This is a genomic window from Actinophytocola sp. KF-1, assembly GCF_054661535.1.
Genome location: NZ_BAAFVK010000011.1, coordinates 160,676 through 178,481 on the forward strand (window position 1 = coordinate 160,676; position 17,806 = coordinate 178,481).

The following is a 17,806-nucleotide window of genomic DNA, read 5'->3' on the forward strand; positions in this document are numbered from 1 at the left end:
GAGAGCGCGACTCGCGGTGTTCGAGGGCGGGACTCGCGGGGTTACGGGGTCAGGACCAGGCGGCCTCGTAGGCCGCCTTTCTCGACGCGGCGGTGGGCTTCCGCCACCTCCGTGAGCGGGAGGGTGGCCGCTACGCGTGGGGTGACCTGGGGGATCAGTTCCGCGAGCCGGGCGCCGTCGGCGCGGATCCAGACGTTCACGACGCGGGTGCCGCGCAGCGGTGGCGGGGCCGCGCCCGCGATCACCGCGACGAACGTGCCGCCGCCCCGCAGCGCGTCCAGTGCGCGCACTCCCAGCACGGCCGCGTCGAGCACGCCGTCCACCCCGCCCGGCACGGCCCGCCGCACGGACTCCGACAGCGGCGCCGACCTCGGCACGAAGATCTCCGCGCCCAGCCCGCGCACCAGCTCCTCGTCACCGTCGCCCGCGGCCGCGACCACCCGCAGGCCCCGGGCCTTCGCCAGCTCGACCGCGAACCCGCCGACCGCGCCCGCCGCGCCCGTGACCAGGACCGTCGCGTCCGCGGGGAGGTCGAGCAGGTCCAGCGCCTGCGCGGCGGTCAGCACGTTCAACGGCAGCGTGGCCGCCTCGACCGGGTCCAGGTCGGTGTGCGCGACCGCGTCCGCGTCGAGCACCACGTACTCGGCGTGGGTCCTGGCCGGCAGGTCGAGCCGGTCGGAGAGGCCCGCCACCCGGTCCCCGGCCGCGAACCCCGTCACGCCCGCGCCGACCGCGTCGACGACCCCGGCCGCGTCCCAGCCGACGCCGACCGGCGGGGTCTCCGCCATCAGCCCGCCCTCGGCCAGCCAGCCCGCGCGGGTCGCGATGTCCGCCGGGTTCACCGCGGCCGCCTCGACGCGGATCCGCACCTGGCCCGGACCCGGCGACGGCACCGGGACGTCGGCCACCTCGAGCACCTCCGGTCCGCCGAACGACCGGACGATCACTGCACGCATCACTCTCTCCCTCGTGGTCAGTGCCTGTGCCGCAAACCGTAGGAGGGGTACTCTCCATTGGTAAGTAGGCACCTGAAGGTGCGTTACCTTCCGGGAGGTGCGTCATACCGACGAAGACGGCCGCCGTGCGGCGCGAGGAGGCACGCGCGGCGTACGACGCGTTCCTCGCCGCGTGCCCGACCCGCAAGCTGCTCGACCGGATCAGCGACAAGTGGGTGAGCCTGGTGCTCGTGGCGCTCGCCGAGGGCCCGCGCCGGTACAACGACATCGCCCGCGCGATCGCGGGGGTGAGCCAGAAGATGCTCACGCAGACGCTGCGGACCCTCGAGCGCGACGGGTTGGTGACGAGGACGGTGACCCCGGCGGTGCCGGTGCGCGTCGACTACGAGCTCACCGCGCTGGGCCACACGCTGCTGCCCGTCATGCGCGCGATCAAGGTGTGGGCGGAGGCGCACATCGAGGAGGTCGAGTCGGCGCGGGTCGCGTACGACTCGCAGCAGGCAGGAGCCTGACTAGAGCGGCTCTGGTCTCGGCTCCCGCTCGCGTGTCCGCATCGTGAGACCCAGCACGACCGCGAGGATGCCGAACGCCTCCGGCAGGCTCGGCACCTGGCGCAGCACGACCAGCCCGATCACCGTGGCCGTCACCGGGAGTAACGCCAGGAGCAGCGCGAACGCGGCCTGCCCGGTGCGCCGCAGCACGATCTGGTCCAGGACGTACGGGACCACTGTGGACAGCACGCCGACCCCGACGCCGAGCAGCAGCAGACGTGGCGAAGTCCACACCGGACCCGCGCCGATGGCCAAAGGGGACAAAACCACCGCGGCGACCGCGAACCCGACCGCGAGACCGTCCACGCCGAGACCGAGAGATGCGACACGTTTGCCGAGCACGATGTATCCGGCCCAGAGCACGGCTGCGCTGAGAGCGAACACGACACCAAGCGGACTGCCCGTCCAGCGGACGTCCGCGATGAGCACAACGCCCGCCACCACGAGCAACAACGCGCCGAAGTCGCGCACGGAGCGTGATCCCAGCGCGGCGACGAGAACGGGCCCGACGAACTCCAACGCGACCGCCGTGCCCAACGGGAGCCGGTCGATCGCTTCGTAGAACGCGACGTTCATGCCCGCGGTGACCACACCGAACACAGCCGCGAGCCAGAAGACTTTCCCACGCCAGGCCGCACGTCCCGGCCGCCGCCATGCCAAGAGGACGATCGCGGCGCCGCACACCCGCAGCCACGCGACGGCCGACGGGGACGCCACGTCGAAGAGCCAGACGGCGGCCGCGGCGCCGAGGTACATCAACACGCCGCCGGTCACGAAGAGTAACGGCGCGGGGATGCGCTCACTGGCTAGCACACGTCGGACGAATTTCACCAGACGATCCTGCAATCCGGGATGACCGATACGACAACCGGGTTAAATCGTGTGTCGAGTGATCTCTCATTCGGAGCGGGAACACTGACGGAAGCGAAAACGTCTGAGAGAGTAGAGGCAGCGACACCGCGCCAGCGATGGTCGCAGCCGAACACGGCACCGGGCCAACCGGATGCCGGGACGGAGGGAGATTAGCCATGAACACGACGCTCACCCGCCCCGACCTGACAGCCGCTGACCGCTGCGACCGCTGCGGCGCCGCCGCACAGGTACGGGCCATTCTTCCCTCCGGCGGCGAGCTCCTCTTCTGCGGCCACCACGCGCGGAAGCACCAGGAGCGCCTGAAGGAGCTGGAAGCAGACCTGCAGCAGGGCCAGCCGCAGGCCTGACCAGCCAGACCCACAACCGAACAGCGACTTGCGACGAGGCGGGACCCGGGCGACGGGTCCCGCCTCGCCTATCAGCGGAAGCGGCGCAGGCCCGGTGTGGTCGCGGCGATCAGCAGGACGGCGGCCACGCCGGCCACACCGCCGCTGACGAGCGCGAACGTGCCGGTGGTGGCCGCGGCCACCAGGCCGCCGCGCAGGTTGCCGAGTTCGGGACCGCCGCGGCCGACGATCGGCTCGGCCGCCGTCACCCGGCCCATCATCGCGTCCGGGGTGTGGAGCTGGACGATGGTGCTCCGCGCGACGACCGACACCGTGTCGGCCGCGCCCGCGACCACGAGCCACGCCAGGCCCAGCCACGGGTTCGCGGCGAGGGCGAAGGCCGCCAGCGCGACGCCCCAGGCGGTCGCCCCCACCAGCATCACCACGCCCTGCCTGGCGCGCCGCGTGAACGTCCCCGACAGCGCGGACGCCACCACGCCGCCCACCGCGACGGCGGACATGAACAACCCGAACGTGCGCGGGTCGCCGCCGAAGCGTTCCTCGTTGACCAGCGGGAACAGGCTGATCGGCATCGACAGCACGGTCGCGGCGAGGTCGGTCAGCAGTGCCGCCCGGACCATCGGCGCGCGGACGAGGAACGCGAGCCCGTCCACGACGCCCCGCAGCCCCGGCCGCGCGCCCGCCGGTGTGGCCGCGGGCAGCCCGAACGCACCCCACAACGCGGCGCAGAACGTCACCGCGTCCACGACGTAGCACGCGCCGACACCCCACGCCCCGAGCACGAGCCCGCCCAGCGCGGGGCCGGCGAGCATCGCGCTCTGGAACCCGATGCGGGTCAGCGCGAGCCCCGCGGCCAGCTGTTCCCGCGACAGCAGCAGCGGCAGGAACGTCCGCGCCGCCGGCGCGCCCGCCGCGCTGAAACACGCCTGCACCGCCACGAGCCCCAGCAGCGCGAGCACGGGCAGGTGCAGGAAGAACGCCTGCAGTGCGAGCAGGACGGAACACGCCGCCTGCCCGCTCATGGCGAGCAGGTAGAGCCGTCGCCGGTCGCGCCGGTCCACGAGCGAGCCGGCGAACAGGCCGAACACGATCAGCGGCAGCGCCTGCGCCATGCCGACCGCGCCGGTCCAGACCACGCTCCCGGTCATCGCCCACACCTGGAACAGCACCGCGACGAACGTCATCTGGCTGCCCAGCCCCGACGCCGTCTGTCCGAACCACAGCCGCCGGTAGACGGGGACCCGCCGCAGCGGGCCGAGGTCGACGAAGGCGTGCTTCAGCGCCACGCGGGATCCTCGGCGAGCCGCGCCGCGATCCGGTCGTGGAAACTCCGGCGGGCCAGGGCCTCCTCCATGTCGCGGACGACCTGGCTGAGCGGGTAGGGCAGCTCGGCCTCCAGTTCGGCGGCCGCCGCCTCGGTGGCGCGCCACTCCGCGGCCAGCTTGCCTGCCATCGCGGCGGCCGCCGGGGTGAGTGAGACCTTCTTGCTGCGCGCGTCCGTGCCGGGCACGACCTCGACCAGCCCGGCCGCCTTCATGGCCGCGACCTTCTGGCTGAGCGCCGAATGCGTGCGCTGCACGGATTCGGCCAGCTCACGGATGGTCATCGGGCCGCGGAAGTGCGACTGTCATACCGCGTCGAGGACCGGTTCGAACGCCAGCTCCGCCGCGCCCAGCAACGTGGAGTCCGCGCCCAGCGTCGACACCTCGATCCGGGTGCCGCCCACCGCCCGGCTGACGAGGCTGCGCCGCCGGACCTCCTGTGCCACGTCGGAGATCAGCGTCGCGGGCAGCGCGGTGAACAGGTCACCCAGCACGACCAGCTCCGGGCCGAGCACGTTGACCACGTTGACCAGGCCGACCGTGAGCCACTCGGTGAACTCCGCGAGCTGTGCGCGCACCTGGTCCGGGGACGCGGCGAGCGCCCGCAGCTCGGCGACCACGGCTCCGCGCGGCGCGCTCTCCCGCAGGCCGAGCGCACGGCACAGGGCGGGCTCGCCGACCTCGGTCTCCCAGCAGCCCTTGCTGCCGCAGTAACAGGCGCGGCCCGCGGGGTTCACCATCATGTGGCCGAGTTCGCCCACGTACCCGGCGGTACCGCGCAGCGCCGACCCGTCGGAGATCACCCCGCCGCCGACGCCGACGTCCGCCGAGACGTAGACCGCGTCGGAGGCGCCGCGGGCCGTGCCACGCAGGTGCTCGGCCAGCGCGCCCAGCTCCGCGTCGTTGCCGACCACGACCGGCATGTCGAACACCGCCGCCAGCCGATCGCCGAGCGGCACGTCCGTCCAGTGCAGGTTGGGCGCCTCGTGCACCAGCCCGTCCGACCGGCGCACCACACCCGGCACGGACACCCCGCCCGCGACCATGGTGACGCCGATGTCGGCCGCCAGGACCACGGCCGAGTCGTAGACGTGGGTGACCACTTCCTCCGGCTCACGGGTCCGCACCCGCAGGTTCCAGCTGTTGCGGCCGAGGATCTCGCCGCCGAGCCCGACCAGCGCGATCGACACCTGGTCGACCCGCACGTCGACCGCGAGCACCACGGCCGCGTGCGGCTGGGGCAGGACCAGGAGCGACGGGCGCCCCGCGCCGCTGCGCTGGCGGGGCACCCGCTCCTGCACCACACCGGACTCGGCGAGCCCGTCCACGAGCGCCTTGATCGTGCTGCGGTTGAGCCCGAGCTCGGCCGCGAGCGACGCCCTCGTGCACGGGCCGCCGACGTGGAGCCTCCTCAACAGGACGGTGCGGTTGTGCCTGCGCACTTCGTCGGGCCGGGCGCCCAGCGGCGTGCCCGACTGTGTGCTGGTCAAACCCCTCGCTCCTGTCCCGTCACCTTGATGCTACGGCAGCCCTCCGGCGGGACAGCGCGTCGACCGTGGCCGCCAGCAGCAGCACCAGACCGGTGATGATGTTGACCACCGCGGCGGGCTGGTTCAGCAGCCCGAGGCCGTTGTTGACCGTGGCCAGCACCAGGCCACCGATCACCGCGTGGGCGACCTTGCCCCGGCCGCCGAACAGCGACGTGCCACCGATGACCGCGGCGCCGACCGCGAACAGCAGCGTGTTCAGGCCGCCCGCCTGCGGGTCGACCGAACCCGCCTTGGACGAGTACACGATCGCACCGATCGCCGCCGCCGAGGACGACACGACGAAGACGCTGGCGCGGATCTTGCTCACATTGATACCGGCGCGCCGGGCGGCCTCGGCGTTTCCGCCGACCGCGTAGATGTGCCTCCCGTACCGGGTGCGGTTCAGCACGAACGTCCCGATCACCAGGAGTCCCAGGATGATCGGCACCACGTAGGGCACGCCCTGGATGGTCACCAGCGCCGGGTTGGGCGAGCGGTTCAGCGTGAACAGGATGGTCGCGACGACCGCGATGGCCGCGACGACCACGACCCGGCCGACGACGATCGGGGTCGGCTTGGTGACGAGCCCCTTGCGCAGGCGGCTGAAGTGCTCGCCGAGCACCACGACCGCGTAACCGCCACCCGCGATCAGGCACAGCACCCAGCTGCCGAAGACGGACAGGTTGCCGTTGGCCACGTTGAACAGCACCTGCGAGGTGCGGATGCCGAACACGCCGCCCTGGCCGATGAACTGCAGGATCACGCCCTGCCAGGTGATGAACAGCGCCAGCGTCACCACGAACGACGGCATGCCGATCTTGGAGACCATGAAGCCGGTGATGCAGCCGATCGCCGCGCCGACGCAGACCGCGAGCAGCATCTCGAGCCACGCGTTGGGCGGGACACCGAGCAGCGCCATCACGAACGCGACGAAGGCGAACGCCGCACCGGCCCAGATCCGCATGATCAGCGCGAGCCCGACGGCCAGCAGCATGCCGAGCTCGAACACCCAGAACACGGTCGTGCCCATGCCGCCGAGCAGGTTGCCCGCCTCGACGTAGTGCATGGCCATCACCGAGGCGCACACACCGGACGCGGTGCCCGCCGACAGGTCGATCTCGCCGAGCAGCAGGACGAAGACCAGGCCCATCGCGATGATCATCTGCCCGGCGCCCTGCGCGATCAGGTTGGCCGTGTTGTTCAGCGTCAGGAAGTTGTCGGAGAGCAACCAGAAGATGATCACCAGCGCGGCGAGGCCGAGCAGCGCGGGCAGGGAGCCCAGCTCACCCCCGCGCAGCCTGGCGAAGTAGTCCCTGATCGCCTCGCCGGTGGACTGCGAAGTCGTGTCGATGCCGAAGTCGGAGATCGCGCTGCCGGACGGCGGCGTCTCTGCCTTGGCCGGGGTTTCGGTCATGAGAGAGGGGTCCTCGGGTGTGAAGAGCTAGATGGTGACTTGCTCTGGGCGGGCGAGTCCGAGGTCGCCGGAGCGGCCCGCGGTGATGAGCTCGACCACCTGGCTGTGCGTGGTCTCCTTGGCGGGCAGTTCCGCCACCATGCGGCCGAGGTACAACACGGAGATCCGGTCGGCCACCTCGAAGACGTCGGCCATGTTGTGGCTGATCAGCACCACGCCGAGGCCCTGCTCGGCCAGGCGGCGGACCAGGTCGAGGACCTGGCGGGTCTGCGCGACACCCAGTGCGGCGGTCGGTTCGTCGAGCAGCACGACCTTCGAGTCCCACAGCACGGCCTTGGCGATGGCGACGGTCTGCCGCTGCCCACCGGACAGGGCGGCGACCGGCGTGCGCACCGACTTCACCGTGCGCACCGACAGCGACGCGAGGGTCTCGCGCGCCGCCTTCTCCATGCTCGACTCGTCCATCAGCCAGCGGGAGCCGCGCTCCCTGCCGAGGAACATGTTCTGCACGACGTCGAGGTTGTCGGCGAGCGCGAGGTCCTGGTACACGACCTCGATGCCGAGGTCGGCCGCTTCCTTCGGACTGTGGATCGTGACCGGGTCGCCGCGGAAGCGGACCTGGCCGGACTCCATGGGGTAGATCCCGGCCACGCACTTGACGAGCGTGGACTTGCCCGCCCCGTTGTCGCCGACGAGCGCGGTGACCTCACCGGCCCGCACCGTGAAGTCGACGTCGTGCAGCACGTGCACCGGGCCGAAGCTCTTGTTGATCCCTACCAGCTCGAGAAGGGGTTCACTCATGGGGGGTTTTCCTCCTGCTGGGGCCGGCCGCACCCGGTGGCGTCGGGGTGCGGCCGGCCCAGGCTGAAACAGGGATCAGGCGATGCCGACTTCGCTGCAGGCGGCCTGCAGCTCGCCGGTGCACACCTCTTCGGCCTTGACGTAGCCCTCGTCGATGACGCGCTTGATGTCGGCCTTGGTGATCATGAACGGCTCGAGCAGGACGGACTTGACCTTCCGCTTGCCGGTCGGGTCGTCGCTCTCGTCCGTCGCGATCTTGTCCGCGGCGGCCTTGTCACCCTTGGCGAGCGCGGCGGCCAGCTTGGCGGTGGCCTCCGCCTCCTGCTTGATCGGCTTGAAGACGGTCATGTACTGGTCACCGGCGAGGATGGCCTTGAGACCGTCCGCGGTGGCGTCCTGGCCGGTCACCGGGACCTTGCCGTTCAGCTTGTACTTCTTCAGCACGGTGATCACCGCGCCTGCCAGGCCGTCGTTCGCGGCGACCACGCCGTCGACCTTGCTGCCGTTGCTGGTGAAGATCTGCTCGAAGGTCGTGCCGCCCTTCTGGTTGTCCCAGTTGTCGATCGGCTGGGACCGCACCAGCTTGAACTTGCCGGATTCGTACAGCGGCTTCAGGATGTTCTGCTGGCCGTTGTAGAAGAGCGTCGCGTTGTTGTCCGTCGGCGCACCCTCGATCTCGATGATCTGGGCGCCGTTCGGGGCGTCCTTGAGCGCGTCGGCCATGCCCTGGCCCTGCAGCTCGCCGACCTTCACGTTGTCGAACGACACGTAGTAGTCGGAGCTGCCGCCGAGGTTCAGGCGGTCGTAGTCGATCGTCGGGATGCCCTGGGCGTTGGCCTTCTGCGCGACCGTGCCGCCCAGCTCGCTGTTGATCGAGGCGATGATCAGGACCTTGACACCGTCGTTGATCATGCTGTCGGCGAGCGTGCTGAACTTCTGCACGTCACCCTGGGCGTTCTCGATGTGGGGGTCGAGCCCCTCGGCCTTCAGGGCGGCTTCGAGCATGGGCTTGTCGAAGCCCTCCCACCGCGCCGACGAGGCGGTCTCGGGCAGGATGACGCCGACCGGGATGCCCTCGCCGGACGACGAGTTGCTGCCGGAGTCCTGGTCGTCGTTGCTCTGCGGTGACTCCTGGTTGGCACCACACGCCGACACGGCAAGGGTCAGACCCAGCCCCGCGGCGAGGAGAGCAAGCCTTTTACTGCGCATTCATCGGTCCCTTCACGGTCGGTCTGGTGGCGTCGCGCCAACCCCAGCCGAAATGTTGCGGTGCACAACATATGCCTGCGAGGCTTGTGAGGGAAGCCACGGAAGGCCCTCTCACGACACAGTTTGGCAACGAACCGGCCATATGGCGGTCATCGACCTTGAGAACTGCGCAGGCATGCGCACCGGGCACGAAGCGTAGCCAGCCGCGTCGTCGTCCGCGAGGGGTGCGTGCTCCCCTGGGAGGCATTCACCGGATCGTGGTGTGTCTCGGGAAGCCTTTTACCAGGCCGGATTCTCGTCGCGGCCGGTGTGCGTCCGAGCGGGCGACGGGTCGCTACCCCATCGGGGACTTGGTTACCGAAAGTTGCGGAAAGTGAGGCCGGTACTGGGGGCGTCTGCTCGGGTAGTGCGGGGTTTGGCTCAGCAGGGGTGCCGGGTTCCGGGGTTTCCGCTCACTGGTGTTCGGGGGTATCCCGTTCGAAGGGCCCCTTCACCACGGAAGGGGCCCTTCGTCGCATGAGCTACCAGGAGCGCAGCGTGGCGATCCGCTCCTCGAGCTGCTCCACCGTGGCCATCGCGGTCGGCGGGCCCGCGCACACGCGGCGCAGCTCGCTGTGGATCATGCCGTGTGGTTTGCCCGTGCGGTGGTGGTACATCGCGACCAGCGTGTTCAGCTCCTTGCGCAACCCCGTCAACCGCTCCGCCACCGACTGCGGGCGTGGGGTCGGCGCGGCCGCCGGTTCGGCGTTCGCCGCCTGCTTCGTGCGGTTCTCCAGTTGCTTGGCCTGCCGCTGCCGCAGGAGGGCGCGCACCTGCTCGGGTTCCAGCAGGCCCGGCAGGCCCAGGTACTCCTGCTCCTCCTCGGTACCGGCGAACGCCGCGGTGCCGAACGACGAGCCGTCGTAGATCACCTGGTCCAGCTCCGCCGAGGCGGACAGGGCCGTGAACGCCTTCTCCTCCTCGCCCGGCTCGTCCTTCTGGCGGTTCGCGTCCGCCAGCAGCTCGTCGTCCCAGCCGTCCTTCTCGCGGTGGGGTTTGCCGAGCACGTGGTCGCGCTGCGCCTCCAGCTGCGCGGCCAGCTCCAGCAGGACCGGCACGCTCGGCAGGAACACGCTCGCCGTCTCCCCCGGGCGCCGGGCACGGACGAACCGGCCCACCGCCTGCGCGAAGAACAGCGGGGTGGACGCGCTGGTCGCGTACACCCCGACCGCCAGGCGCGGCACGTCCACACCCTCCGACACCATGCGCACCGCGACCAGCCAGCGGTCGTCGGACTCGGAGAACTCCGCGATCCTGCTGGACGCCTTCGGGTCGTCGGACAGCACCACGACCGGTTCGCGGCCGGTCTGCTGGGTGAGGATCTTCGCGTACGCCTTCGCCGAGATGTGGTCCGACGCGATCACCAGGCCGCCCGCGTCCGGCACGCTCTGCCGCAGCTGCGCGAGCCGCAGGTCGGCGGCCTGCAGCACCGCGGGCACCCACTCGCCCTCCGGGTCCAGCGCGGTCCGCCACGCCCTGGCGGTCTGCTCGTTCGTCATCGGCTCGCCGAGGCGGGCCGTGAACTCCTCGCCCGCGCTGGTCCGCCAGCTCGCCTCACCCGAGTACGCCAGGAAGATCACCGGGCGGACCACGCCGTCGGCCAGCGCGTCGGAGTAGCCGTAGGTGTGGTCGGCTTTGCTGCGCATGAACCCGCTCGCGTCCGGCTCGTACGTGACGAACGGGATGGGCGAGTCGTCGCTCCGGAACGGGGTACCGGTCAGCGCCAGCCTGCGCACGGCGGGCGTGAACGCCTCGCGGATGCCGTCACCCCACGACTTGGCGTCGCCGCCGTGGTGGATCTCGTCGAGGATGACGAGCGTCTTGCGCTGCTCGGTGCGCACCCTGTGCAGCATCGGGTGCGCCGCGACCTGCGCGTACGTCACCGCGACACCCATGTAGTCGCTGGCGGTGGCGCCCGCCGAGTTGCGGAAGTTCGGGTCGATCGGGATGCCCGCCGCCGCCGCGGAGGCCGCCCACTGGTACTTGAGGTGCTCGGTCGGCGTCACGATCGTGACGCGCTCGATCACCCGGTCCGCGAGCAGCTCGGCGGCCACCCGCAGCCCGAACACGGTCTTTCCCGCGCCGGGCGTCGCCACGGCGAGGAAGTCCTGCGGTTTGGACGTGAGGTACTTGGTGATCGCCCGCCGCTGCCACGCACGCAGTGGCCGTGAGCCCCCCGGCCGGACCGTCTGCTCAGCCGCCTGTTCCGTCCCCTGCACCGATGTCATTCGTCCGGCAGCTCCCCTCCTGGACGCACTCCTGGCACAACGAAGCCCTCAGCGGGCGACGTTGAGGGCGGGGATGACTTTACCTCTGGCCGCCGCGGGGAGCGCGTTGCGACCCGCGAGGTGCGACACGTGGGTCACGATCTCGGGGACTGCCGAGCCAAGCGGCATGCGATGGACCATGCTTGACCCTGAGATGAGCCCCCAGCCACAGCAGCAGCCGCACCACGCGACGACCCCCTCCGAGGAACCGTCGCGTCGCGGGCCGCTGCGCCTGCTGAAGCGGACGTGGGTCAAGGCGTGGGACGGCAACCTGTTCTCCGAGGCCGCCGAGGCCGCGTTCTGGCAGGTCCTGTCGCTGCCGCCGCTGCTGCTGGGGCTGCTGGGCAGCCTCGGTTACGTGGCCCAGTGGTTCGGCCAGGACGTGATCGACTCCGTGCACGACTCGATCATCGAGTGGTCGCGGACCGCGTTCAGCGGCAACGTCGTCGACGACATCATCGCCCCGACCGTCGACGACATCCTGCGCCACGGGCGCGGCGAGATCCTGACCGTCGGCTTCCTGATCTCCCTGTGGGCGGGCTCGTCGGCCATGTCGTCGTTCGTCGACGCGATCACCGTCGCGCACGACCAGTACGGGGTGCGCAACGAGGTGTGGCAGCGGATCTTCGCGCTGCTGCTGTACCTCGCCGCGCTGGTGCTGCTGGTGATCGGGCTGCCGATCCTCGCGCTCGGCCCCGACCTGCTGCCGAAGCTGTTCCCGGTCGCGTGGCGGCCCGACATCTCGTTCTGGGTGGACGCCTTCTACTACCCGGCCATCGGCGTGATGCTCGTGCTGGCGCTCGCGACCCTCTACAAGCTGGCGCTGCCGAGGAAGCTGCCGTGGCACCGGGGCCTGCCCGGCGCGGGGCTCGCCATGGTCGTGTTCCTGCTCGCGAGCATCGGGCTGCGGCTCTACATCGCGTGGATCACCACGACCGGCTACACCTACGGCGCGCTGGCGACCCCGATCGCGTTCCTGCTGTTCACGTTCTTCATCGGCCTCGCGATCGTCATCGGGGCCTACTTCAACGCGGCCATCCAGGAGATGTGGCCTGCCCGCATGACGCGCCGCCAGCGGCGGCGCTGGCGGCGGCTGGAGATGACCAGGGCCGCGGCGTCCGAGCCGCGCCAGAAGCAGCCGAAAAAGCCGGAGCAGCCGGAGCGGCCGGCGGCGGACGAGCCGCCGCCGAGCACCAACGGGCAGGTCAGCCCGCCCAAGCCCGCCCCTCAGCAACAGGACCGCTGAGCGGCGGGGCGTCTCAGTCGTCGCCGCCGGGCGGGAGGCTGTTGAAGATCTTCTGGCACTCCGGGCAGACCGGCGAGCCGGGCTTGGGCGAACGGGTCACCGGGAAGACCTCGCCGCACAGCGCCACCACCAGCGAACCGGTCACCGCGCTCTCGGCGATCTTGTCCTTGCGGACGTAGTGGAACATCTTCGGGGTGTCGTCACCCGTGGTGTCCCGGGTGTCGGCATCCGGCTTCGTCAGGGTTTCGGTACTCACGGTGCAATGATGCCCGAATTCACGGCGGACCCGCTCACCTGCTGGCAGGATGCGCGCATGTTCCAGAAGGTGATGGCCAGCTTCGGCCAGGGCGGCGCGACGGTGGACGCCCGCATCCTCGACCGGCACGTGCGCCCCGGCGGCACGCTGCACGGGGAGGTCATCCTCGTCGGCGGCCAGGTCGACCAGGAGGTCGACTCGCTGGCGGTGACCCTGCTCGCCAGGGTCGAGCAGGGGGAGGAAGGCCAGACGGCCGATCTGCCCTTCCAGAACGTGCAGCTCGCGGGCAACGAGCTCGTGCGGGCGGGCGCGCAGATCAAGGTGCCCTTCGAGGTGCAGATGCCGTGGGAGACCCCGGTGACCACCGTGCTGGGCAAGTACCTGACCGGCATGGCGGTCGGGCTGCAGACGAACCTGAACCTCGCGCGCACGGTCGTCGACCCGCAGGACGTGGACGCGATCCCGATCGAGCCGCTGCCCGCACAGCACCGCGTCCTCGACGCGCTGACCCGCATCGGGTTCAAGTTCCGCGACGCGAACCTGGTGAAGAACCGCATCGACGGCGTCGACCAGCAGCTGCCGTTCTTCCAGGAGATCAACTTCCTGCCGTCGCAGGCGTTCGCGGGTGTCTTCGACGAGGTGGCGGTCTCGTTCCTCGCCCGGCCGAGGGACGTGCAGGTCGTGCTCGACGTGCACAAGCGGGTCCGCGTGCTCAAGGGCGGCGGGCTCGGCAGCCGCACGCAGTCCCGGCTGGGCTCGTTCGTCGTCGAGTACGCGGCCATGGGGCGCACCAACTGGGAACAGCAGCTCGAGGGCTGGTTCCGCGAGGCGGCCAAGCCGAGGGCCATCTTCGACTGAGCCGGTCACCGCGTCCTCCCTGCGTATCCTGGGCGGGCACGCAGGGAGGAGCGCAACCGTGGTGTGGGTACTGGTGGCGGTGGTCGCCATCGTGGTCGTGGTCGTGTCGGCGGTCGTCGTGATGTACAACTCGCTGGTCCGCGCGCGGCACAACTACCAGAACGCCTACGCGCAGATCGACGTGCAGCTCACCCGGCGCCACGACCTGATCCCGAACCTGGTCGAGGTCGCCAAGGCGTACATGCGCCACGAGCAGACCACGCTCACCGCCGTGGTCGAGGCCCGGACCGCCGCGATCCAGGCCCAGCAGCAGGCCGCGCCCGCGAACCCGCGGGCGATGGCCGCGCTCGCGGGCGCCGAGAACGCGCTGACCGGCAGCATCGGCCGGTTCTTCCTCGTCAGCGAGAACTACCCCGAGCTCAAGGCCAGCGACACCATGCGCGGGCTCGCCGAGGAGCTCACCTCCGCGGAGAACCGGGTCGCCTTCGCCCGCCAGGCCTACAACGACGCGGTCATGGTGTACCGCAACAAGCAGGACACCTTCCCGTCCAACCTGATCGCGGGCATGTTCTCCTTCGGCCCGGCCGCCTACCTGGAGTTGGACGACCCCGTCAAGCGCGCCGCCCCGCGCATCTCACTGGGCGACTGACGCGCCGAACCACCTGGGCAGCACGGCGGCCAGCGCCTCCTGGTCCTCGCCCGCCCAGGCGACGTGCCCGTCCGGCCGCAGCAGCACCGCGGGCACGTCGAGTTCCCCGCTGACGTCCACGACGTGGTCGACCCGGTCCGCCCAGCCGCCGACCGACAGCCGGCCGGTCTGGTCGAGCAGCAGTCCCCGGCCGCCGCGGGTGAGCTCGTACAGGCGGCCCCGCTTCAGGCGCACGTCCCGCAGGCGCCTGCCGACCAGCTCGTGGCCACCGCCGAAGTCGTAGCGGACGCCGATCGCGGTGAGCTTCTCGATCAGGTACCTGTTGACCTCCGCGAAGTCCATCAGCTCCGCGAACAGCCTGCGCACCGCCCGCGGACCGGGCTCGGTGGACATCAGCTGCATCTGCGCGCGGGTGTCGTTCAGCACGTCGGCGGCCACCGGGTGCCGCTCGGTCTCGTAGGTGTCCAGGAGGCCGGCGGGCGCCCAGCCCGCGACCGCGGCGGCCAGCTTCCAGCCGAGGTTGAACGCGTCCTGGACGCCGAGGTTGAGGCCCTGCCCGCCGGCGGGCGGGTGGATGTGCGCGGCGTCCCCCGCCAGGAACACCCGGCCGACGCGGTACCGCTCGGCCTGCCGCGTCGCGTCGCCGAACCGGGACAGCCAGCGCGGCGAGTGCACCCCGAAGTCGGTGCCCGCGACCGCACGCAGCCGCCGCCGAACGTCGTCCATGGTCGGTGGCGTGCGGTCCGCGCTGACGCCGTCGGCGGGCACGACGACGCGGTACACCCCCTCCTCCCCGAACGGCCCGATGCCGAACATCCGGTTCGTCCTGCGGACCTCGGCCGCCCTCGCCAGCAACCGCTCCGCGGGCTCGCTCGACTCCACCTCCGCGAGCAGCGTCTCGACCGTCGCCTGCTCGCCCGGGAAACCGACGCCGAGCAGCTTGCGCACCGTGCTGCGGCCACCGTCGCAGCCGACGAGGTAGCGCGCGCGCAGGCGCGTGCCGTCGGACAGCTCGGCGGTCACCCCCTCGTCGTCCTGGCGCACCCCGGTCACCGCGCACCCGCGCCGGATCTCGGCGCCCGCCTCGGTGGCGTGCTCGGTGAGCAGCCGGTCGGTGACCGGCTGCGGGATGCCGAGGACGTAGCCGTGCGCGGTGTCCAGCCGCTCCGGCACCGGCTTGTCGATGCCGCCGAAGAAGCCGGTGATCGGGCGCTTCCTGCCGTGCTCGAGGAACCGGTCCAGCAGTCCCCGCTGGTCCATCACCTCGATGCTCCGCACGTGCAGGCCGAGCGACCGGACGACCTTCGTCGGCTCGGCGTCCCGCTCCACGACGACCACGCGCACCCCGTGCAACCGCAGCTCGGCGGCCAGCACCATGCCGGTCGGCCCACCGCCCGCGATGATCACGTCAGTCAAGTGTTCCCCTGTTTCCCCTGGTAGTGGCGTTGGCCGGGGAATTGTGGAGCAGCACCGGGGTCTTGCCGCAAGACCCGGGGTGCGCTATACGTTGGTAGTGGCGGGGAGTGGTGCTCCCTGCCTTTTCGTTTCTCGACGTCCGTCCCGGCTCTACACTCGCGTCGTGCCAGGGGCCGGAACCGCATGAACTTCTTCCAGCGACAGCAGGACGTCCGCAAGTCGTCGCGCCGCCTGGTCGTGCTCTTCGCCGTCGCCGTCGTCGTGCTGGTCGCGGTCGTCGACCTGATCGCGTTCTACCTGCTCGGACTGTCCCAGCAGGACGCCACGACGATCACGAGCACGATGATCTGGACCAGCCTGTTCCTGATCGTCGCGATCGGACTGACCTCGCTCTTCCGGACGCTGTCGCTGCGCGACGGCGGGGGCGGCAAGGTCGCGCGGTCCCTCGGCGGCGTGTACGTCCCCGAGGACACCACCGACCCGCGCCTGCGCAGGCTGCGCAACGTCGTCGAGGAGATGGCGATCGCCTCCGGCACGCCGGTGCCCGAGGTGTACGTGCTGCCGAACGAGAACGGCATCAACGCGTTCGCCGCCGGGTTCACCCCCGCCGACGCGGCCATCGCGGTCACGCACGGCGCGCTGGAACGGCTCAACCGCGACGAGCTGCAGGGCGTCATCGGGCACGAGTTCAGCCATGTCGTGCACGGCGACATGCGGCTCAACATCCGGCTCATGGGCGTGCTGTTCGGCATCCTCGGGCTCGCCGTCGTGGGCCGGGTCCTGCTGAACATCCGCGGCGAGCGCAACCCCCTGCCGCTGATCGGGCTCGTGCTGATGGTCGTCGGCTACATCGGGGTGTTCTTCGGCAGGCTGATCAAGGCCGCGGTGTCCCGGCAACGCGAGTACCTCGCCGACGCGTCCGCCGTGCGGTACACCCGTCAGACCGAGGGCCTCGTCGGCGCGCTGACGAAGATCGGCGGGCTCGAGGAGGGCTCGAAGCTGCGGGACAAGCGGTCCGAGGACGTCAGCCACATGCTGTTCGGCGAGGGCTTCGCGAACTGGTTCGCCACCCATCCGCCGCTGGCGGAGCGCATCCGCACCCTCGACCCGGCGTTCGACCCGGCACAGCTCGCGCAGCTCACCGCCGCCTGGCAGGTGCGGCCGCCCAACGGCATGGCCGAGGACGAGCTGCTCGGCCTCACCCCGCCCGGGGAGCTGCCGCCGCCGAACGTGCCAGTGCCGGTCCGGCCCGCCGACGTCGTGGCCTCGATCGGCACGGTCGCGCCCGAGGCGTACCAGCGCGCGGGCTCGATCATCGCCGCCATCCCGCCGGTGTTCCTGGACCGCGCCCGCCACCCCGAGACGGTGCTGCCGCTGGTCCTCGGCCTGCTGCTGGCGGCCGACCCGAGGGCGCGCGCGGCGCAGCACCAGGTCATCGCGAGCCGGTTCGGGCCCGCGGTCGCGAACGCGGCGGGCCAGGAGGCGCAGGCGCTGGCGGCGCTGCACCCGGTGCTGCGGCTGCCGCTGGCCGAGCTGGCGTTCCCCGCGCTGCGGCGGCGGCCGCGCGACCAGCAGGACGCGGTGCTCGCGTGCATCCACGCGCTCGCCCAGGCCGACGGCGTGCTGGACCTGCACGAGTACTGCCTGTCCCAGCTGCTGCACCGCGAGCTGTACGAGTCGGTGCACCGCGGCTCGCCGTGGGCGGGCAGGCGCGCGTCGCGGCAGGCGATCGCCCAGGCCGCGGCCACGCTGCTCGCCGTGCTCGCCGAAGCCGGGCGGCCGGGACACGCGCAGGACGCGTACCGTGCTGGACTGGCACAGCTGGTGCCGGGGCAGCCGCTGCCGTTCGCGCCGGTGCCGCCGGTGCTGCTGGAGAACGTGTGGCCGGTGCTCGACGGGCTGGACGGGCCGGAGAAGCAGTACCTGGTGACCGCGATGGTGACGGTCATCGGGCACGACGGCGTGATGACGGTGCCGGAGATCGAGCTGCTGCGCACCGTGTGCGCGCTCGTGCACTGCCCGCTGCCGCCACTGGCCGACGCGCGACCGGAGCAGGTCGCGCCGTGAGAAGGG

The 17,806-nt window shown here is 71.2% G+C and carries 17 protein-coding genes; 6 read left to right on the plus strand and 11 right to left on the minus strand.

Going from position 1 to position 17,806, the window contains the following annotated elements; translation table 11 throughout:
* Positions 1 to 41: 41 nt before the first annotated feature.
* Complete coding sequence (locus tag ACYQ77_RS30730) at positions 42 to 956, minus strand: NADP-dependent oxidoreductase (protein ID WP_459717287.1); 915 nt, start codon at positions 954 to 956, stop codon at positions 42 to 44.
* A 104-nt stretch (positions 957 to 1,060) separates the two neighbouring features.
* On the opposite strand from ACYQ77_RS30730, the gene ACYQ77_RS30735 reads away from it, so the two are divergent.
* Positions 1,061 to 1,468 (plus strand): winged helix-turn-helix transcriptional regulator, encoded by a 408-nt coding sequence (locus tag ACYQ77_RS30735; RefSeq protein WP_459717697.1) that lies wholly within the window; start codon positions 1,061 to 1,063, stop codon positions 1,466 to 1,468.
* On the opposite strand, the gene ACYQ77_RS30740 is transcribed toward ACYQ77_RS30735, so the two are convergent.
* Positions 1,469 to 2,263: an EamA family transporter gene (locus tag ACYQ77_RS30740; protein WP_459717699.1), complete on the minus strand. Its 795-nt coding sequence runs from the start codon at positions 2,261 to 2,263 to the stop codon at positions 1,469 to 1,471.
* Positions 2,264 to 2,535: 272 nt separating this feature from the next.
* On the opposite strand from ACYQ77_RS30740, the gene ACYQ77_RS30745 reads away from it, so the two are divergent.
* Positions 2,536 to 2,727 (plus strand): DUF7455 domain-containing protein, encoded by a 192-nt coding sequence (locus tag ACYQ77_RS30745; RefSeq protein WP_396106180.1) that lies wholly within the window; start codon positions 2,536 to 2,538, stop codon positions 2,725 to 2,727.
* Positions 2,728 to 2,798: 71 nt separating this feature from the next.
* On the opposite strand, the gene ACYQ77_RS30750 is transcribed toward ACYQ77_RS30745, so the two are convergent.
* The 7 genes from ACYQ77_RS30750 to ACYQ77_RS30780 all read right to left on the minus strand — a co-directional run bounded on the left by ACYQ77_RS30750 (position 2,799) and on the right by ACYQ77_RS30780 (position 11,269).
* On the minus strand, positions 2,799 to 4,013 hold the full coding sequence (locus ACYQ77_RS30750; RefSeq protein ID WP_459717289.1) for an MFS transporter: 1,215 nt from the start codon (positions 4,011 to 4,013) through the stop codon (positions 2,799 to 2,801).
* Positions 4,004 to 4,333 carry a hypothetical protein gene (locus ACYQ77_RS30755; protein ID WP_459717291.1) on the minus strand — a complete coding sequence of 110 codons (330 nt, stop codon included), beginning with the start codon at positions 4,331 to 4,333 and terminating at the stop codon, positions 4,004 to 4,006. The genes ACYQ77_RS30750 and ACYQ77_RS30755 overlap by 10 nt, the downstream gene beginning before the upstream one ends.
* 21 nt (positions 4,334 to 4,354) lie before the next feature.
* Entirely contained in the window at positions 4,355 to 5,491 is a 1,137-nt protein-coding gene (locus tag ACYQ77_RS30760) for an ROK family protein (RefSeq protein ID WP_459717701.1), read from the minus strand.
* 67 nt (positions 5,492 to 5,558) lie between these two features.
* Positions 5,559 to 6,992, minus strand: a complete 1,434-nt coding sequence (locus tag ACYQ77_RS30765; RefSeq protein ID WP_459717293.1) for a sugar ABC transporter permease — start codon at positions 6,990 to 6,992, stop codon at positions 5,559 to 5,561.
* A gap of 27 nt (positions 6,993 to 7,019) precedes the next feature.
* Positions 7,020 to 7,793 carry an ATP-binding cassette domain-containing protein gene (locus ACYQ77_RS30770; RefSeq protein ID WP_459717294.1) on the minus strand — a complete coding sequence of 258 codons (774 nt, stop codon included), beginning with the start codon at positions 7,791 to 7,793 and terminating at the stop codon, positions 7,020 to 7,022.
* 75 nt (positions 7,794 to 7,868) lie between these two features.
* A complete protein-coding gene (locus tag ACYQ77_RS30775; RefSeq protein ID WP_459717296.1) occupies positions 7,869 to 9,002 on the minus strand; it encodes a sugar ABC transporter substrate-binding protein in 1,134 nt (377 codons plus the stop codon).
* Between the two features lie 521 nt (positions 9,003 to 9,523).
* Positions 9,524 to 11,269 (minus strand): DEAD/DEAH box helicase, encoded by a 1,746-nt coding sequence (locus tag ACYQ77_RS30780; RefSeq protein WP_459717298.1) that lies wholly within the window; start codon positions 11,267 to 11,269, stop codon positions 9,524 to 9,526.
* 193 nt (positions 11,270 to 11,462) lie between these two features.
* On the opposite strand from ACYQ77_RS30780, the gene ACYQ77_RS30785 reads away from it, so the two are divergent.
* On the plus strand, positions 11,463 to 12,554 hold the full coding sequence (locus ACYQ77_RS30785; RefSeq protein WP_459717299.1) for a YihY/virulence factor BrkB family protein: 1,092 nt from the start codon (positions 11,463 to 11,465) through the stop codon (positions 12,552 to 12,554).
* A 13-nt stretch (positions 12,555 to 12,567) separates the two neighbouring features.
* Here the strand turns inward: ACYQ77_RS30785 and ACYQ77_RS30790 are convergent, their stop codons facing one another.
* Positions 12,568 to 12,810: a DUF3039 domain-containing protein gene (locus ACYQ77_RS30790; RefSeq protein ID WP_459717301.1), complete on the minus strand. Its 243-nt coding sequence runs from the start codon at positions 12,808 to 12,810 to the stop codon at positions 12,568 to 12,570.
* A 57-nt stretch (positions 12,811 to 12,867) separates the two neighbouring features.
* Between ACYQ77_RS30790 and ACYQ77_RS30795 the strand changes: the two genes are divergently transcribed.
* On the plus strand, positions 12,868 to 13,668 hold the full coding sequence (locus ACYQ77_RS30795) for a sporulation protein (RefSeq protein WP_459717303.1): 801 nt from the start codon (positions 12,868 to 12,870) through the stop codon (positions 13,666 to 13,668).
* A gap of 58 nt (positions 13,669 to 13,726) precedes the next feature.
* Positions 13,727 to 14,317, plus strand: coding sequence for a LemA family protein (locus tag ACYQ77_RS30800; protein ID WP_459717304.1), 591 nt, complete (start codon positions 13,727 to 13,729; stop codon positions 14,315 to 14,317).
* Here ACYQ77_RS30800 and rox read toward each other — a convergent pair.
* Positions 14,303 to 15,733 carry a rifampin monooxygenase gene (gene rox, locus ACYQ77_RS30805; RefSeq protein ID WP_459717306.1) on the minus strand — a complete coding sequence of 477 codons (1,431 nt, stop codon included), beginning with the start codon at positions 15,731 to 15,733 and terminating at the stop codon, positions 14,303 to 14,305. The two genes, ACYQ77_RS30800 and rox, sit on opposite strands and share 15 nt — an antisense overlap.
* 183 nt (positions 15,734 to 15,916) lie before the next feature.
* Between rox and ACYQ77_RS30810 the strand changes: the two genes are divergently transcribed.
* A complete protein-coding gene (locus tag ACYQ77_RS30810) occupies positions 15,917 to 17,800 on the plus strand; it encodes a M48 family metallopeptidase (RefSeq protein WP_459717308.1) in 1,884 nt (627 codons plus the stop codon).
* The last annotated feature ends 6 nt before the right edge of the window (positions 17,801 to 17,806 follow it).